Raw genomic sequence first — 17,005 nt, 5'->3', positions numbered from 1 at the left:
CCAATTCGACTAATCCTAACAAAGGATTCTGTTTTTAAAGTAATCTACCTTTATGTAAACGGTTACCTAAATTTGAAATTCTATGTAAGCGATTACTTGTTTCACAGTTTAGCAAGCCTTTTTATGTATGTCAATGATTAATTTTATTATATAAATAATAATATTTAAGAGGCCTGTGTGCGGTACAATTATGACAATTCGGCATTTCGAATAAATAAAGAAATAGAATCCTACCAACTGTTGATGTGGTAGGATTCTTACTTTTCTTTTATACAATTGTCGTGTATTGTCGGAATTTTGCCTTGCACAGATGTCCTATTTTATTTCGGCAACACCGTTTTTGCAATCTGCTCATCCAACGCCTCATAGTCATGCAACCCAATCTCATCATAAAGCTCTTGTCTTGTCTGCATCATATGCAACACATCTTTCTGTGTTCCCTTTTCAAATATCTCTTTGAAAACAATTTCATATGCTTTCGCAGCAACACGTAGAGAAGTAACTGGATAAATCACCATCGAGTAGCCGAAAGTTTCGAATTCATCTGCTGTGAAATAATCCGTTCTTCCAAATTCCGTCATATTTGCAAGTAACGGAACGTCGAACGTTTCACTCGCCTGTCTAAATTCATCTTCTGTTGTGAAGGCTTCTGGGAATAAAGCATCCGCACCAGCTTCCACATACATTTTCATTCGATCGATTGCAGCATCCATCCCTTCAACAGATAGTGCATCTGTACGTGCAACAATCACTAAGGAAGGTGCGACTTCTTTAATGATTTTAATCTTTTGTGCCATTTCTTCAGCAGAAATTAATTTTTTCCCATTCAGATGGCCGCACTTTTTCGGTAAGTCTTGGTCTTCTATTTGAATCGCAGCAACATTCGCTTCAACCATTTCTTTCGCTGTTCTTGCGACATTCAAAATCCCCCCAAAACCTGTATCGATATCTACAAGCATCGGCAAATCAGTCGCACGAATAATTTCTCTCGCACGCTCTGCCACTTCTTGTGAATGAAGGATGCCCAAGTCTGGGAGTCCCTTGCTTGCAGTAAACGCGCCGCCCGATAAATATAGTGATTTGAAACCGGTAGACTTTGCAACAAGACCTGCCATGCCATCGTGTGCGCCAATAATTTTTAATATTGGCCCATCTGTCATCAGACGTCTAAACTCATCAGCCAACTCAATTTGTGTTCGCTGCTTCTCAATTAACCATGTCATTTCAAAAACCTCCTGCCTTTATTGCCCCATACTTCTTTCTAGTTTTCTCTTTTTCAACCATGATGTTAAGAGTGGATAGCCTAGAGAAATAATTGTCAGAATCACAAGGCCAATTGTGATTGGCGATGCTGTCATCAATCCCCAAGCACTGTCATGTGTAACCAAGCTCTTTCTTAAGTTTTGTTCCATCTCGGAACCGACAATAACTGCCAAAATCAACGGCGCTACTGGGAACTGAAGGATTTTCATGACAAGGCCAATCAAACCGAAAACAATCAAAATAACAAAATCCGTCATACTGAAATTCAACGTGTATGTACCCATAAATGCTAGTAATAGAATGATTGGATACAATGTTTTCGGCGGTGTATCTAGAATTCTAACAAGCAATGCAACGAGTGCGATGTTCAGAATGACTAGGAAAATATTCCCGATAAACATACTGTTAATGAACGTCCAAACCATATCCGGATTATTTTCAAATAACAGCGGCCCTGGCTTCAAACCGAGCATCACAATCGCACCAAGAATAACTGCTGTCGTTCCTGATCCTGGAATACCCATTGTTAACATTGGAATAAATGCCCCGACAGAAGCGGCGTTGTTAGACGATTCTGGTGCTGCTAATCCTTCAATTGCACCTTCTCCGAATTCTTCTGGTTTTTTGGAAACTTGTTTTTCAAGAGAATAACTGATCATCGATGCAATCGCACCGCCCGCACCCGGTAAAACACCTACAAGGAAACCGATTGGACCGTTACGAAGCATCGGCCATTTTGTACGATTCCATTGTTCTTTCGTAATCCAAATTTTCCCGATATTTTTCTTTTCACCAAGAGGACGGTCAATGGTTAAGTAGTTATACATCACTTCACCAACGGCATAAATACCGATTATGACAACTAGAAAATCGACGCCATCTGCAAGGTGAACGTTTCCTCCTGTAAAACGATAAACGCCGGTCTGTAAATCAATTCCTATCGTACTAAGTAAAAGCCCTACGCCCATTGCGATGAATCCCTTCACCATCGCCCCTTGTGCCAATGCAACAATGGCTGAAAGTGTGAAAATCATCAGCATAAAATATTCAGCCGGACCAAACTTTAATGCGAATTGAGCGAGTGGCTGTGATAATAAAATAAAACCGACGACTGCAACGAGTCCGCCAATTAGTGAAGCAATTGCTGAAATGGCCAACGCTTGACCTGCTTGTCCTTTTTGTGCCATCGGATATCCATCGAATGTCGCTGCAATGGCTGATCCATCTCCCGGTACATTCAATAATATTGAACTTCGGGACCCGCCGTACATGGCTCCATAGTAAATTGCCGCCATAAGGATTAATGCACTAGTTGGATCCATTCCAAAAGTGATTGGGATAAGTAAAGCGATTGCCGTTGCAGGTCCAAGACCCGGAAGCATTCCAACAATCGTTCCTAAGAATCCTCCTAAAGCGATCCAAAATAAGTTTTGAGGCTGTATTGCAACCATAAAACCTTCAATAACGTATTGCATATCGATTCCCATTTTCGAGACTCCTTTCCTACGGTAAACTTACTTGCAATAATTCTGCGAATGCATACCATGTAATAAACGAAAATGCCACAGCAATGATGATGTTGTAAATCCATCTCTTTCTTCCATTTAAGAGAAACATTAATCCGCCAAGGAATAGCATTGTAGCGTATAAGAATCCTATTCTTTCAAATAGGAACGTGTAAATAAGCATTAATACAATCGTGGCAATTAAGTAAAGCGGCGCTCTGCCCTCTTTTATTAATTGGAACTCCTTAAATTCTTCCTTTCGAAGCTTCCATTCTTGAAAGAAATAGACCGCACTGGACACGATGATCAGCACAGCGATAATAATTGGGAAATACATAGGACCGTTCGGGTCGCCAAGTCTTGCCTTTGGTAGATTCAAAGTCGCAATTAAATAGATAAAACCGACAATCATGAAAAATATCGGCGTTGCAAACCTTAACATATGCTTTCTCCTTTCCCACTAGGTCTCAAATTCTAGCAACAATTAAAAAGGAGGGGTCCAAGAACGAACCCGACCTTTGAAATTTCTCAATATTAATCAATTAACCCAGAGTCTTTAATAAGCACTTCATACTTCTCTTGCTGCTCTTTCAAGAACTCAATCGTTTCTTTGCTATCTTTATAGTACGGCTCCCACTCGTTGTTCTTTAAAAGTGTCTGCCATGCTTCTGTTTCTACTAACTTACTGATTACGTCATCCCAATAAGCAATTTCTTCATCTGACATATCTGCTGGACCAACAATCCCTCTCCAGTGAGGGAATACCATGTCAACGCCTTGCTCTTTCCATGTGCCAACATCCTCTAAGCCTTCAATACGCTCTTCGGAAGAAACTGCAACAATTCTAAATTTCTCAGCTTCATGCTGATCTTTAAACTCTGATAATGAAGAGATACCAAAATCAACGTGACCGCCAAGTAATGCCGTCACAACGTCTCCGCCCCCATCATAAACAAGGAAGTTTAGTTTCGTAACATCCACTCCGTATGTTTTTGCAGCCTCTACAAATGATAGATGGTCATTGTTACCCAGTCCTGGTGCGACCGCAATTTTCAAGGACGCAGGATCTTCTTTTAATTGCTCCATAAATTCTTGTGCATCTTTAAATGGCGAATCAGGTGGAACTGCATAGGAAATCCACTCAGTCGTTAACGTTGCAAGCGGTGTGACATCTTCAAATGTCATGTCGCTCGTGCCTAAGATGTTATTCGTTACAATCAGACTTGAATCGATTGCGATGCTATGTCCATCTTTCGGCTGTAAGTACTTCCAGCCAACTTCTCCATTACCGCCCGGTTTATTCACAACCGTAATGTTTTGTTCGACCAGTTTTTCATCCGTCATGATTTTCTGAATCGCTCTTGATGTCGCATCATATCCACCGCCTGGTGATGCTGGTGCAACAATTTCAATTGTTTTGGATGGGAATTCACCATCGCCTGCACCTTCAGAAGAACATGCAGCTAATACGAGCACTATGGATAAAGCTAGAAATAACAGTAATCTTCTCATTTTCCTATTCACTCCTAAAATGGTAATATCATTTCTTAAGATTAATAATACATGAAGTTTTCAGTTTGTAACCGTTTTCAATTTTAAGGTTTTTAAAAAACTTAATTGCATTTTGTTCATTAAGTTCAAAAAAGAGTATTCCATAATAGAATACTCACCGGTTAAAATATTTTCTTTCGGGTCTACCTACAATTCCATACTCTAGCTCTGCTTTCATCTTGCCAGTAGATACGAGATGCTCCATATATCTTCGCGCAGTTGTTCGGGAAGCACCTAGCCTTTCTCCCATTTCTTCAGCGGTCACCCCATCGGGTAAACTTTTCATAATTTCAAGTACTTTAGATAGGGTAAGTTCGTTGATTCCCTTTGGAAGGGAAACATTAGGTCTATTTTCTGGCGACGGCATTCTAAAAATACGATCCAGCATTGCTTGGTCGACAACATCGGTCGATGCAAGAATCTCTTTTTTATCTTTATAAACCTCAATCACTTTTTTCAACTTTTCAAATTGAACAGGCTTGATTAGATAATAAAAAATACCGGCATTGATACTTTTTTTAAGTAAATGGGTATCTCTTGCAGCGGTAATCATGATGACATCCAAATGAGGATACTTCTGCTTTAACTCAATGACTAAATCGATGCCTAATTGATCTGGCATGTATACGTCGACTAGCAGAAGATCCACCCTGTTGGTTTCAATAAACTGCCAGCTTCCTTCCGCTCGCAACGCCTTTCCCACCACATTAATGCCATCAATACCTGCCAAAATACTTTCATGAATATCTGCAATCCTAAAATCATCTTCTACAATTAAAACATTAATCATCAAAATCCCCTTCCGACTTTTCCTCTTTCGGAATATAAACAGAAAAAGTAGTGCCTGTCCCGTCACTCGTCACTTGTATATCTCCACCTAGACCTCGGACAATCTTCTGAACATTCGCCAAACCAAATCCATGACCTGATTCTTCTTTCGTCGTAAATCCTTGGTTAAATACTTCATATAATGCATCGGACGGTATTCCCGGCCCATTGTCCGTCACCTCGATGATGATATCGTCGCCTATATCCAGCGCAAAAAAATTAACTTCTCCTTGATTTTGAGCAGAAACTGCATCAAGCGCGTTATCGATGAGATTGCCAATAATAATCGTTAAATCTCCGGTGCGGATAAAAGAAGGTAATTTCTGTAAACTGCTATTTTCATCCACAATAAAGGATACTTTCATTTCCGATGCCATGCCCATTTTACCTAGTAGAATGGCTTGAACATTCGCATCTTTTATCTGTTCAAATATAAGGCGGTTTGTATATTCATTAACATCGATTTCTTCTTGAATCATGTGGATGGCTTGGTCATAATTCCCTAATTGAAGAAGACCCGAGATCCTATACAACTTATTCGTGAATTCATGCGTTTGAGCCCGCAGACTTTCCGAGTACTTGCTCACTTCAAACAATCGATTCACCATCTCGACCATTTCCGTCCGGTCTTTAAAAGTGATGACAGCGCCTTTTGGATTCATCCCATTGCGTAATGGGACGGTTGTCACAATTAAAATTTTATCTTTTACGTTCAACTCAAACGAGGGACGGATTTCTTGATGCATCAATTGTTCAGTCAGCTCGAAGCTTGGAATAACTGATTGAATCGGCTCGGAAATATGTCTATGTGCCAATCCTAATATATCTCTCGCTGCTGTATTCATTAGCGTAATATGCCCCGTAGCGTCAATCGCAATAATGCCTTCACTAATAGAAGAAAGAATTGCTTTCCGCTCACTATAAAAAGAAGCAATTTGTTGCGGCTCTAAGCCGAGTGTATCTTTACGGATAATTCTCGCAAGCCAAACACTTGAAAGAATCGCAACAAGAAAAATGACGAGGGAAAATTGAAACAATCTTTTAGCTCTCTCCATAATTCCTTCAGTTAACTTTTCAGTTAAAAACCCGACTTTCACTGTACCGACTAATTGATTGTCATCATTATAAACAGGGGATACCCCAATAATTGCGTTTCCCATTGTCACCGCCGAGACTTCTGAATAATAACCGCCAAACACAATCGCAGTGTATTCATCTTTAAAATCAGTTACTTCACCGATTCTCTCCGGATTCGGGTGCGCTAAAATCTGACCGCTCTTATCTTTCACCACAATAAAAGACGCGCCCGACTGGGATTGATAATAATCAACAAATGGCGTTAAGTCCGTGTGATTTTGCATCGTAATCGACTCCTGCACTGGATCCATATAAGACAGCATCTTGGCAGTTTGTAAACTGTTATCTCTCGTCCTGTCAAAAGTACGGCTGTAGTCTAAATAAATAAAGAGTCCTAACATAAGCATCATCACAAGCGTGATGAGAGAAACGACGACGACAAGTATTTTTCGTTGAAGTGTCCCTGTAAACATGTCATCACCATTTTTTCATTTTTTATCGTATTCCTTCATTCTAACATCCTTCAAAACCAGTAAAGAGGTGAAACCTTTTACGTTTTCACCGGTTCTTTATGAATCGTCTTAAAAATTTTAATAAATAGCGGCAACGCAAGAAATAACAATATGACGCGAACAATATGTAAACTTGCCACGACTGATGGGCTTAAATCTAATGCGATGGCTGTCGCTGACATTTCAGCAGCTCCCGCGGGAACAATTCCAATTAAACTAGTGGAAAATGAGAGCTTCGTCATATAATGGAACAACACACTTGTTAAAAGACTGACACCAAAGAAAATACTCATGATCCCAACTGTTATTTTCCCTACTTTTAATAATTGATAGAGTACGAGTCTATCAAATCGGATGCCGACCAGCCCACCAATAAATGCTTGTCCTATTCCGGATAGATACGCGGGAGGATCTGGGATTTCTAGGACAAATGAAGAAAGTATAAAACCAATGATAATCGAAAATAGCAGGGTACCGCCTGGTATACGCAGTTTTTTATCTAGGAACAATGTCAGCACAGCTACGATTGGGAAAAATAATAAATGCGATAAGGCGAGTTGTTTCGTTTCAAGCACTGCCCCAGCAGTAGATCCGGCATTTAAAGTGACCACAATCAACGGAATGACGAGGACAAAAAAGGTCATACGCACTGTATGGAATGCGGCAACAATCCGGTCATCCGCACCGAAATCTCTACTGATTCCAATAATCTCAGAAGCGCCCCCTGGAATACAACAAAAAAACGCTGTCATCGGATCTAAATTGGATTTTTTATACAACAAGACGCTTAAAAAATAGCCTGCCATAAGCGTTAAAGAAATAGTAAAAAACAACGGAAGAAGTAAAGACTTCATGTGAATAAGAATATTCGGATCTAGCCTTAATCCAATGCTCGCAGCGACAAAAGCTAACGCAATTTTAAATAGCTTTCGATCAAACTGTATGCCGCCAATCAATACCCCCCATAAAATCCCTGTCACAATTGAACCAAGCAACCATCCTGCCGGAATACCAAGCCATGATGCCGTAAACCCTACAAGGATACAAACAGATAAGTACGTGATTTTTTTAATAAGTCATCCCACCCTGTTGTCTGATCAGTTGAACAAGAGGTCTCCTAGTACAAAGAATAGAGATGTCGTTTAATCCAACGCCCCTTCATCCAACTCTAATGTTTTCTTTGCAATCTCTAAACTTCGCTTAATATGCCTTCTCATTTCTACTTCAACTTTTTCAGGGTCGCCTTCTTTGATAAGACGTAATATTTCCTTATGCTCTTGGACAGGAACTGTGTGGATATAGGCCGGATTTTTATAACTACTAATTCTTCGATACCGTTCGATTTGGGCATTTAACTGACCTACAAACCGTTTTGCCAACTCATTTGTGCTTAGTGAATAAAGGACATTATGAAATTGGCGGCCATACCGCACCGTATGTTCATTTCGATTTTGTTCTGCCGACAACTTCATTAAGTGAAGTAAATCCTCCAGCTCTTGTAGCTTTTCATCGGTCATATTTATTGTCGCTTCTTTTGCTAAAAGCCCTTCCATCACTTCCCGAACCTTATAGGTTTCTTCTACTTCTTTTAACGTGATGGGCGCAACATAGATTCTGCCGTTCGGCTTTTTTACAATCAGCCCCTCTAACGTAAGCCGATACAGCGCTTGCCTCAATGGCGTCCGACTTACTTCAATTTCTTCTGCTAACTGCTCTTCTCTAAGTTGTGCATCCGGCTCATAGTCCAACTCGATAATTCTTTTCTTTATTTCGTAATAAGCAACATCACTCGTTGATATTCTTTTTTGGTTTGATAAGCTTTCCATGTAAGTTCCTTTCGAATCAGGTTATTGGGTAAATTGCTTCATGACAGAAGGCAAGATGCCCCCATTCATGTACTGTTCCACTTCAACAATACTATCTAGCCGCAAGACTGCCTGAAATGTTTTCTTTACGCCTTTGCATTCAGTTACTTCAATGGTCACTTGTTGCCCAGGGGAAGGCGTTCCATCTAGCCCAATGACATCATACTGTTCTGTCCCAACCAACTTATGGGTCTCGGCACTTTCTCCTTCTAAAAACTGAAGAGGCAGCACCCCCATACCGACAAGATTACTTCTATGAATTCTTTCAAAACTTTCCGCAAGGACAGCTTTGACACCAAGTAATGCTGTTCCTTTTGCCGCCCAATCCCGAGAACTTCCAGTCCCATAATCAGCGCCCGCAAGGACAAGTAAATTTCTATTCATTTTTTGATAGTTCATCGCAGCATCGAATACCGTCAGAATTTCGCCAGTTGGCAAGAATTTTGTAAAGCCACCTTCTTTGCCATCCGCCAACTCATTTCGCAGACGAATATTCGCGAAAGTACCTCTCATCATGACGTGATGATTGCCGCGCCGTGAACCGTAGGAGTTAAACTGTCTCGGAGTAACGCCCTGTTCAGTTAAATAAATACCAGCCGGAGAAGTAAGTGCAATATGGCCTACTGGAGAAATATGATCAGTCGTAATCGAATCGCCCAGCTTCAGCAACACATTCATTGCCTGCAAGTTTTCCTCAATACTCTCTGTCTTCACCGTGCTTTTAAAGAAGGGCGCTTCCTGGATATAGGTTGATTTTTCATCCCACTCAAATAAGGGACCTGTCGGCGCAGGTATTGCGTCCCAACGCTCATTTTCAAAGATACTTCCATATTGCTTTTCAAAAAGTGCAGCTTGTACAGTTGATGCAGTAATCTCTTCGACTTCTGTTGAAGTTGGCCAAATAGCTTTTAAATAGACAGGCTCTCCGTTACGGCCTTCTCCTAACGGTTCATTCAGCAAGTCTTTTCGAACAGTTCCTGCCAAGGCATAAGCGACGACTAATGGAGGGGATGCTAAATAATTCGCCTTGATAAGCGGATGAACTCTGCCTTCGAAGTTCCGGTTCCCACTTAAAACAGATGACACGATTAAATCATGCGCTTGAATGCCTTCCTCAATTTCTAGATTGAGGGGTCCTGTATTTCCGCAGCATGCACCACATCCATAGCCATCAACATAAAATCCAAGTTGTTCCAAATAGCTAAGAAGGCCAGAGTGTTCCAAGTATTTCGTGACAACAGTAGAACCTGGCGTTAAGCTTGTTTTGACATGCGTCGCTGTGACAAGCCCTTTTTCCACTGCTTTTTTAGCAAGCAATCCAGCCGCAATCATGACTGTTGGATTCGATGTATTTGTACAGCTCGTGATTGCTGCAAGTACAACATCTCCTGTCTGCAGTGCAGTTTGCGATTGGTCTAACATCACCTTTTTGTTAACTTCTTCAGGCAGCAGTCCGTAGCCTAATTCCGCAACTGGTTTAGAAAGTGACTGGATAAATTCATCTCGCATCTCATCTAGCACAACTTTATCTTGCGGTCTTTTCGGTCCAGCCAGACTTGGAACGATTTGAGAAAGGTCCAGTTCAATGACCTCTGTAAAGATTGGATCTTTCGTTGTTTTTTTACGGAATAATCCTTGGGCTTTATGATACGCTTTGGCTATTTCTACAAATTCTCCTCTTCCAGTTAACTTCAAATAATCCATCGTCACATCATCTGTCGGGAAGAAAGACATCGTTGCCCCATATTCTGGTGCCATATTAGCGATAGTCGCTCGGTCTGCAAGGGAGATCTGTTCAAGTGACGAACCAAAAAACTCGACAATCTTTCCTACGACACCCTTTGCCCGCAGCAAACTTGTAATCGTTAAGGCTAAATCAGTTGCAGTTGACCCTTCCGGCATTTCCCCCACGATTTTCACCCCAACAACTTCCGGGATGACGAAATAAAGGGGCTGTCCTAACATCGCCGCCTCCGCTTCAATGCCACCAACACCCCACCCAATTGTTCCGAGTCCATTAATCATTGGCGTGTGAGAATCCGTGCCAACAAGCGTATCCAAATAAATTTCGGTTCTCCCGTTCCTTTCTGCGGTTTGCACTGATGTGGCAAGATGCTCTAAATTCACTTGATGTACGATACCAGATGCAGGCGGCACAACTCTGAAATTATCAAAAGCTTGCTGTGCCCATTTAATAAACCTGTACCGTTCTGCGTTTCGTTCATATTCTAATTCTAGATTGTAATCAAATGCTTCCCTGTTCCCTGATGCATCCACAATGACCGAATGATCAACAACTAAATCTACGGGAATTCGTGGATTAATCTGTTCACTGTTCGCAACTGCATTTCTCATGGCCGCCAAATCGACCATTGCAGGAACACCCGTGAAATCCTGTAAAATAATTCGTGCGGGTTTAAAAGGAACTTCTTTATTATTTTTTTGCGCCGTGTGCCAATTCGCTAACAGCGAAATGTGGTCCGCTGTAATATATTTCCCGTCAAATTGCCTAAGTGCACTCTCCAGCAAAGCTTTAATAGAAAATGGCAACGAAGAGATTTCTCCAGTACCTTGATTTTCTAATTTCTCTAAACTGTAGTAGTGATAGGTATTTCCATTTACGTCAAGATTGGTTAAAACTTCGCTATGTACGTTCATTTTCACCTTATTCATGGGGGATATAAAGCTCTCCTTTCATGACTCTTCTTGCAGTACGATCGAGCCCCACATAATCAACATCACGCTGATTTTTAGTTAGCCCGACTCTTACCTCAGCGATGCCATCTGGATGTCCTATTCTGACAATGCTTTTATCGTCAACCAGCTCCCTATTCGTACAGCGGTTTGGAATGGTTCCGGGTAATAAAGCAGCTGCGGCTAAGTTATATAAACCGCTTCCTGCGAATGTGCGGTGAAATCTTCCCATCGACACCATTTTGGCAACGATATCCACTTCTTCTTTCTTGATGGCGGTTCCTGACGTCGTGATATAATCTATCGGTTCGGAGACAATCGCAATTTTAGGGATTGCCGGTGCGGCCGCTGCTTCTTCAATAGAATTCGTCAATCCCATATGCACGGACATTTCGCATCTGATGGATTCCAATTGATTGAGCAAAGCTTCATCACTCGACAAATCTGTAAATAAATCACTTTCCGATAATCCAAGTGATTCAGCCGATAAGTAAACAAATGGATTCACAATGTCTACGACTGAAACCGGTATTTGTTTCTCTTTGAGGCTTAATTCAAATTTAGGTCCTAATGGGAAAGTGCTTCCTAACTTCCCACCGCCTGGAGATAAAATATCCACTGCGTACTTCGCCCCTGGTAATTGGAGGCCAGCCATTTGATAGGTACCCGAAACTTTTGCTTTCCCGTCAACAGTAGGGACAATTAATCGAATCATCTTTTGAATGTTTGTATTGAATGCATAAACAATCATCGATTCCTCTACTGTATCGGATGAAACGAATCCTTCATCAACTGCATAAGCCCCTACCGCAGCCATCAGATTCCCACATGTTCCTTTCGCGTCGACAACCTTCTCACCAATCCCGATTTGATAAAACGTATAATCGACATCTGCCCCCTCAACTGAAGGAGGACCAATGACAACAACTTTACTCGTATGAGAAGTTCCACTTCCCAAACCATTGACTTGAGATAGATTATAAGCATCTATCCCGTCCAAAAATATTTTCTCTCTACATGTCGATTCCTTCGGTAAATCACTTTCATTAAAAAATAATCCTCTACTCGTTCCCCCTCGGTACACAACACAAGGTACTGAAAACTGACTCATCGGCTAAGCCACCTCCACTTTGAATAATTGTATACAATTATTCTTTTTCTTTCAACTTAGTTTTCTAAACCTAATGAATCGTTAGACTAATTCTTCATCAAAACAACACATTTGTAGGCCATTGTCAGAACAGTGTCCGAATTGAGTGGGTGACTGGCACCAGCACGTTCATTTCTACTAACCGCTTCTGAATATCTGCATTTATCCATTCATATATGAATATGATGGCGTTTATCTAGGCTTGTTCCTCTAATGCAATGAAAGGAGGATTTATTCGGGCCGTTTCATACAAAATGAAAGGGGTTTTAAATTTGAAGAGAAGTTTCACGTTATTGATTGCTGTCCTGCTTATTTTAACACCGGTATCCTTTTCTGGATTCGCCCAGAAAGAGACCGAACATGATGTGGATTTATGGAATGTCGTTAAACCGCTAAGTACGACAGTGACCTTTTTAAATACGGGTGCACATCCCGATGACGAACGCAGTGATTTTCTAGCGTACTTATCGAGAGGACTTGGTGTAAAAACCTCAAGCTTGATTGCGAACCGTGGCGAAGGCGGTCAAAATGAAATTGGTACGGAACTTGGCAATCCGCTTGGCATTATCCGTTCTAATGAAATGATAGAAGCTGCAGAAATCACAGGTGTGAAAGCTTATCATTTAAGTGAAACTACATCTGATTCTATTTATGACTTCGGCTTTTCAAAATCTCCTGAAGAAACATTGGAAAAATGGGATGAAGAACTCACTTATGAACGTCTCATCCGCTTTATCCGGACATATCAGCCGGATATTGTCATGCCCTCTTTTAGAGATGTTGTCAGTCAGCATGGCCATCACCGTGCAATGACCATTTTAAGTGAAAGAGCTTATGCTGATGCTGCCGATCCTGACGTATTTCCCAATCAGCTTGAAGAAGGATTAGAGGTTTGGCAGACGAAAAAACTCTACTTGCCCGCAGCTTCAAAAGAATCAGCCACATTATCAATTGAAATCGGCGATTATGATCCCGTATACGAGATGACTTACCCGCAACTGGGAGAAGCATCGAGATACCTGCATAAAAGCCAAGGGATGGGAAGAGATATTCCAGCTGAACCAAGACAAACGCATTTAGAATTGGTTAACAGCACTGTGCCTACTGAAGAAAATGATTTATTTGAAGGGATTCCTTATGATTTGAATGAATGGGCTGATATTGTTGCACAGCCTGGACTGAGCAATCAATTAAGAAAATTACAAGGCAGTTTGGATGAAATTATCGACCTATACCCAAACCGCACAGCAATCTTTCCGGAGTCCCAACAGGCTTTAAAAGAAACACATCAGTTAATTCAAAAAATAAAAAAGGCTAAGCTTTCCCAGGACGTAAAGAATGATTTACTTCATAAACTCGAGTTGAAAGTTGATCAACTCACACAAGTTAGCTTTGTCTCGTCAAATCTACAGGTCGAAACAGATATTAGTTCTCATGTGTTAACACAAGGACAAGAAGTGAAATTAACGATGACAATCGCTAACGATGGTGGTCATAAAATCAACCACGTGCAGGCAGCATTAGATATACCTGAAAACTGGGAATCTAATGGCCCTATCAATCTAAAACATTTAAAACCAGGCGAAGCGAAGACAGCTGAATTTCATCTGAAAGTTCCTGAAGATGCAGCGTATTACCATCCATATGATGAACCTGCTATTCAGCCAATCGTATCGTACAAAGAAAAAGGTACAGAGACAACGACTACCGTAGCACTCGACAATACAGTAGCTGTTCTTCCAGAACTTGGTGTAAGCATTGACCCGGAAAATGTCATGGTAAACACTTCGGATGTGCAAGAAAATATACCGCTCACAGTCAAAGTTAAAAACTATGCGGCAAACAATCAAGATGCAAAAGTGTCATTAAAGCTGCCAAAAGGATGGAGCAGTGAACCGGAAATAACAGAACTTACCTTTACAGAACGCTTTGTAGAAAAGGAAGTAGCCTTTACTGTGACGCCACCTGCAGATATTGAGGAAGGTAATTTCGAAATAGGCGCCATCGTAGAATCTAACGGTAAGAAATTTAATACAACCGTCCAAGAGATCCAATATGACCATATAAATGATGAATACTTCCTTTATTCATCTGTTGCAAACGGAATAGCCTTTGAATTACTCATTCCGGACAATCTCAACATAGGCTATATCGAAAGCGGATTTGACAATACAGCAAATCACTTAATGAATGCTGGTTTTAAGATTACAAAACTAACGGAAGCAGACATCGAATCGAGTGATTTATCTCAATACGATTCAATCGTAACTGGAATTCGAGCAAACTTGTCTCGACCAGATTTAGTTAAAAATAACGATAGACTGCTTCAATATGTTGAAGACGGCGGACATCTCGTTGTTCAATACCATAAACCTAATGATAATTGGGATCCACATACCTCAGCTCCTTATCATCTGCAAATTGGCTCTCCATCGATTCAATGGCGAGTAACAGATGAGGAAGCAGAAGTGACGATGACGCAGCCTAATCACAAATTATTCAATTACCCGAACCAAATCACAAGTAACGACTGGGACAACTGGGTACAAGAACGCGGTCTATACTTCCCGATGAACTGGGATAACCGTTACGAAACATTCGTAGAAATGGCAGACCCGGATGAAGAACCATTTGACGGCGGCATTTTATTGGCGGAGTATGGCGAAGGAACCTATCTGTATTCCAACTTGGTCTTCTATCGTCAAATAGATGGCCAGGTGCCGGGTGGGTATCGAATTTTTACGAATTTGATTAGTTATGGTGTGGAGGAATAGCTGTGCACGGTTCAATGATTACAATTTATGGCTTTAAATGAATAATAAAAAGGAATCTCATCGACTGTTGATCTGGTGAGATTCCTCTTTTTCTATGCAATTGTATTGGTTAGTCTGAATAGCGCCTTGCGCAGGTAACCTATTTTATTTCGGCAACACCGTTTTAGCTATCTGTTCATCTACTCCTCATAGGCATGCAACCCAATCTCATCATAAAGCTCTTGCCTCGTCTGCATCATATGCAACATATCTTTCTGTGTTCCCTTTTCAAATATCCCTTTGAAACAATTTCATATGCTTTCGCAGCAACACGTAGAGAAGTAACTGGATAAATCAACAATGAATAGCCGAAGGATTCGAATTCATCTGCTGCGAAATAATCCGTTCTCCCAAATTCGGTCATATTCGCAAGTTGTGCTTGGGACGTTCCCCCCTCGAAAACCTGTATCGATATCTACAAGCATCGGTAAATCAGTCGCACGAATTTCTCTTGCACGCTCCGCAACTTCTTGTAAATTGGTCGAATTCATAAGGCTCCCTACATTTTTTTAAACGTCAAGCATGATAATGATTCATATACATAAATAAATAGCATACATTAAAATATCACTGCTAATATTTAATTCACCAAACATTATCTGGATTTATTGAGGAGGTATCACCTTTAATGTAAATAAAAAATCATAAGCATCTGTAAATTCAATACAGAACCCCCTACTTATATGCCTTTACTTCTATTGGACAAGCATTACAAATATTTCTTCAAAAATATCTACATTAATTAAAGGAGGAAACTAATATGACAAAAAAATATGAACCTATTGATTCACAAAAATCTCCACGCTTTGGTGGAATAAAAACATTTATGCGCCTTCCATATATTAAAACGGAAGAAGGTATAGACTTCGCAATTATCGGGGTACCATTCGATACTGGCGGAAGCTTTGCCGTTGGGACTCGATTTGGACCTGAAGCGGTTCGATCAATGTCCTCTCTTCTCCGTCCGTATAATCCAGGTCTTAAGGTTGATATATTTAACTATTGTTCAGGTATCGACTACGGTGACATCGACGTTAATCCGGGCTATATAGAAGAATCCTATCAGTTAATTGAAGAACAACTGGAACCCCTGCTTAGAAATAGGGTTGTTCCAATTTTAATTGGCGGAGATCACTCAGTTTCTTTGCCTCATTTAAGGGCTGTGGCCAAACAATATGGAAAGATAAGCTTAATTCATTTCGATTCACATGGAGATACTTGGGACTCTTATTTCGGGAAGAAATATAACCATGGAACTGTTTTCCGTCGCGCTGCTGAAGAAGGAATTGTCGATCCACAACGTTCTATTCAGATAGGTATGAGAGGCAGTCTGTACAGTCCTAAAGATATACAAGATGGAGAAGATTTAGGCTATCAAGTAATTACGACAGATAAATTAAAAAATTTAACCCCTGATAATTTACGCGAGATTATCGATAACCGTGTTGGTAATGGACCAATTTTCCTTTCTTTTGATATTGATTTTCTTGATCCTGTTTATGCTCCTGGAACAGGCACACCCGAAATTGGCGGGTTTACCACTTACGAAGCCCTACAGTTTATTAGAGCACTAAAAGGCTTAAACTTTGTTGGATTTGATCTTGTCGAAGTACTTCCTGACAGAGACCCAACACGGGTGACAAGCCTCGCAGCCGCTAACATTGCATATGAATTCATTTCCCTTGTTGCATGGAAAAAGAGCACAAGAGGCGATATAGAAATCCCACAATTTTCTATCTAAAAGGAG

The 17,005-nt window shown here is 40.7% G+C and carries 13 protein-coding genes and 1 pseudogene; 2 read left to right on the top strand and 12 right to left on the bottom strand.

Translation table 11 applies throughout. The annotated features are described in order from the left end of the window. Positions 1-320: 320 nt before the first annotated feature. The 10 genes from prpB to AB1H92_RS02570 form a co-directional block, all read right to left on the bottom strand. Positions 321-1,223 (bottom strand): methylisocitrate lyase, encoded by a 903-nt coding sequence (prpB, locus tag AB1H92_RS02615; protein WP_115360033.1) that lies wholly within the window; start codon positions 1,221-1,223, stop codon positions 321-323. An 18-nt stretch (positions 1,224-1,241) separates the two neighbouring features. After that, the gene (locus AB1H92_RS02610) at positions 1,242-2,750 is read right to left on the bottom strand and encodes a tripartite tricarboxylate transporter permease (protein ID WP_243835612.1); all 1,509 of its coding nucleotides are present in this window, start codon (positions 2,748-2,750) and stop codon (positions 1,242-1,244) included. A 16-nt stretch (positions 2,751-2,766) separates the two neighbouring features. After that, entirely contained in the window at positions 2,767-3,210 is a 444-nt protein-coding gene (locus AB1H92_RS02605; RefSeq protein ID WP_115360032.1) for a tripartite tricarboxylate transporter TctB family protein, read from the bottom strand. Between the two features lie 92 nt (positions 3,211-3,302). After that, positions 3,303-4,280, bottom strand: a complete 978-nt coding sequence (locus AB1H92_RS02600; protein ID WP_115360031.1) for a tripartite tricarboxylate transporter substrate binding protein — start codon at positions 4,278-4,280, stop codon at positions 3,303-3,305. Positions 4,281-4,434: 154 nt separating this feature from the next. Next, the gene (locus AB1H92_RS02595) at positions 4,435-5,109 is read right to left on the bottom strand and encodes a response regulator (protein ID WP_115360030.1); all 675 of its coding nucleotides are present in this window, start codon (positions 5,107-5,109) and stop codon (positions 4,435-4,437) included. Beyond that, the gene (locus tag AB1H92_RS02590; RefSeq protein ID WP_115360029.1) at positions 5,102-6,697 is read right to left on the bottom strand and encodes a sensor histidine kinase; all 1,596 of its coding nucleotides are present in this window, start codon (positions 6,695-6,697) and stop codon (positions 5,102-5,104) included. The genes AB1H92_RS02595 and AB1H92_RS02590 overlap by 8 nt, the downstream gene beginning before the upstream one ends. 77 nt (positions 6,698-6,774) lie before the next feature. Continuing rightward, positions 6,775-7,800: an AbrB family transcriptional regulator gene (locus AB1H92_RS02585; protein WP_256594320.1), complete on the bottom strand. Its 1,026-nt coding sequence runs from the start codon at positions 7,798-7,800 to the stop codon at positions 6,775-6,777. 78 nt (positions 7,801-7,878) lie between these two features. Next, on the bottom strand, positions 7,879-8,562 hold the full coding sequence (locus AB1H92_RS02580; RefSeq protein WP_115360027.1) for a GntR family transcriptional regulator: 684 nt from the start codon (positions 8,560-8,562) through the stop codon (positions 7,879-7,881). Between the two features lie 21 nt (positions 8,563-8,583). Further along, entirely contained in the window at positions 8,584-11,274 is a 2,691-nt protein-coding gene (gene acnA / locus AB1H92_RS02575; RefSeq protein ID WP_208407971.1) for an aconitate hydratase AcnA, read from the bottom strand. Then, positions 11,267-12,406 (bottom strand): PrpF domain-containing protein, encoded by a 1,140-nt coding sequence (locus AB1H92_RS02570; protein WP_115360026.1) that lies wholly within the window; start codon positions 12,404-12,406, stop codon positions 11,267-11,269. Before AB1H92_RS02570 ends, acnA begins: the two co-directional genes overlap by 8 nt. Positions 12,407-12,717: 311 nt before the next feature. On the opposite strand from AB1H92_RS02570, the gene AB1H92_RS02565 reads away from it, so the two are divergent. Further along, a complete protein-coding gene (locus tag AB1H92_RS02565; RefSeq protein ID WP_166739550.1) occupies positions 12,718-15,219 on the top strand; it encodes an NEW3 domain-containing protein in 2,502 nt (833 codons plus the stop codon). 144 nt (positions 15,220-15,363) lie between these two features. On the opposite strand, the pseudogene AB1H92_RS02560 reads toward AB1H92_RS02565, so the two are convergent. Beyond that, positions 15,364-15,634, bottom strand: a pseudogene (locus tag AB1H92_RS02560) (methylisocitrate lyase); the annotation flags it as partial. Continuing rightward, a complete protein-coding gene (locus AB1H92_RS02555) occupies positions 15,582-15,749 on the bottom strand; it encodes a hypothetical protein (RefSeq protein WP_166739551.1) in 168 nt (55 codons plus the stop codon). The pseudogene AB1H92_RS02560 and the gene AB1H92_RS02555, both read right to left, overlap by 53 nt. A 269-nt stretch (positions 15,750-16,018) precedes the next feature. Here AB1H92_RS02555 and speB point away from each other — a divergent pair, with 269 nt between their 5' ends. Further along, positions 16,019-16,999, top strand: coding sequence for an agmatinase (gene speB / locus AB1H92_RS02550; RefSeq protein ID WP_115360024.1), 981 nt, complete (start codon positions 16,019-16,021; stop codon positions 16,997-16,999). Positions 17,000-17,005 lie beyond the last annotated feature (6 nt).

The organism is Sporosarcina pasteurii (assembly GCF_041295575.1).
In the GTDB taxonomy this organism is placed as follows: Bacteria; Bacillota; Bacilli; order Bacillales_A; family Planococcaceae; genus Sporosarcina; species Sporosarcina pasteurii.
Note: the sequence above shows the minus strand (reverse complement) of the source record. Positions and strands in the feature narration are given on the sequence as shown.

Bases quoted from the DNA above. Each gene is read 5' to 3' on its own strand.
- AB1H92_RS02595 (WP_115360030.1), bottom strand. From the start codon at position 5,109: ATGATTAATGTTTTAATTGTAGAAGATGATTTTAGGATTGCAGATATT.
- AB1H92_RS02590 (WP_115360029.1), bottom strand. From the start codon at position 6,697: ATGTTTACAGGGACACTTCAACGAAAAATACTTGTCGTCGTCGTTTCT.
- prpB (WP_115360033.1), bottom strand. From the start codon at position 1,223: ATGACATGGTTAATTGAGAAGCAGCGAACACAAATTGAGTTGGCTGAT.
- AB1H92_RS02605 (WP_115360032.1), bottom strand. From the start codon at position 3,210: ATGTTAAGGTTTGCAACGCCGATATTTTTCATGATTGTCGGTTTTATC.
- AB1H92_RS02555 (WP_166739551.1), bottom strand. From the start codon at position 15,749: ATGAATTCGACCAATTTACAAGAAGTTGCGGAGCGTGCAAGAGAAATT.
- AB1H92_RS02600 (WP_115360031.1), bottom strand. From the start codon at position 4,280: ATGAGAAGATTACTGTTATTTCTAGCTTTATCCATAGTGCTCGTATTA.
- acnA (WP_208407971.1), bottom strand. From the start codon at position 11,274: ATGAATAAGGTGAAAATGAACGTACATAGCGAAGTTTTAACCAATCTT.
- AB1H92_RS02580 (WP_115360027.1), bottom strand. From the start codon at position 8,562: ATGGAAAGCTTATCAAACCAAAAAAGAATATCAACGAGTGATGTTGCT.
- speB (WP_115360024.1), top strand. From the start codon at position 16,019: ATGACAAAAAAATATGAACCTATTGATTCACAAAAATCTCCACGCTTT.
- AB1H92_RS02570 (WP_115360026.1), bottom strand. From the start codon at position 12,406: ATGAGTCAGTTTTCAGTACCTTGTGTTGTGTACCGAGGGGGAACGAGT.
- AB1H92_RS02610 (WP_243835612.1), bottom strand. From the start codon at position 2,750: ATGGGAATCGATATGCAATACGTTATTGAAGGTTTTATGGTTGCAATA.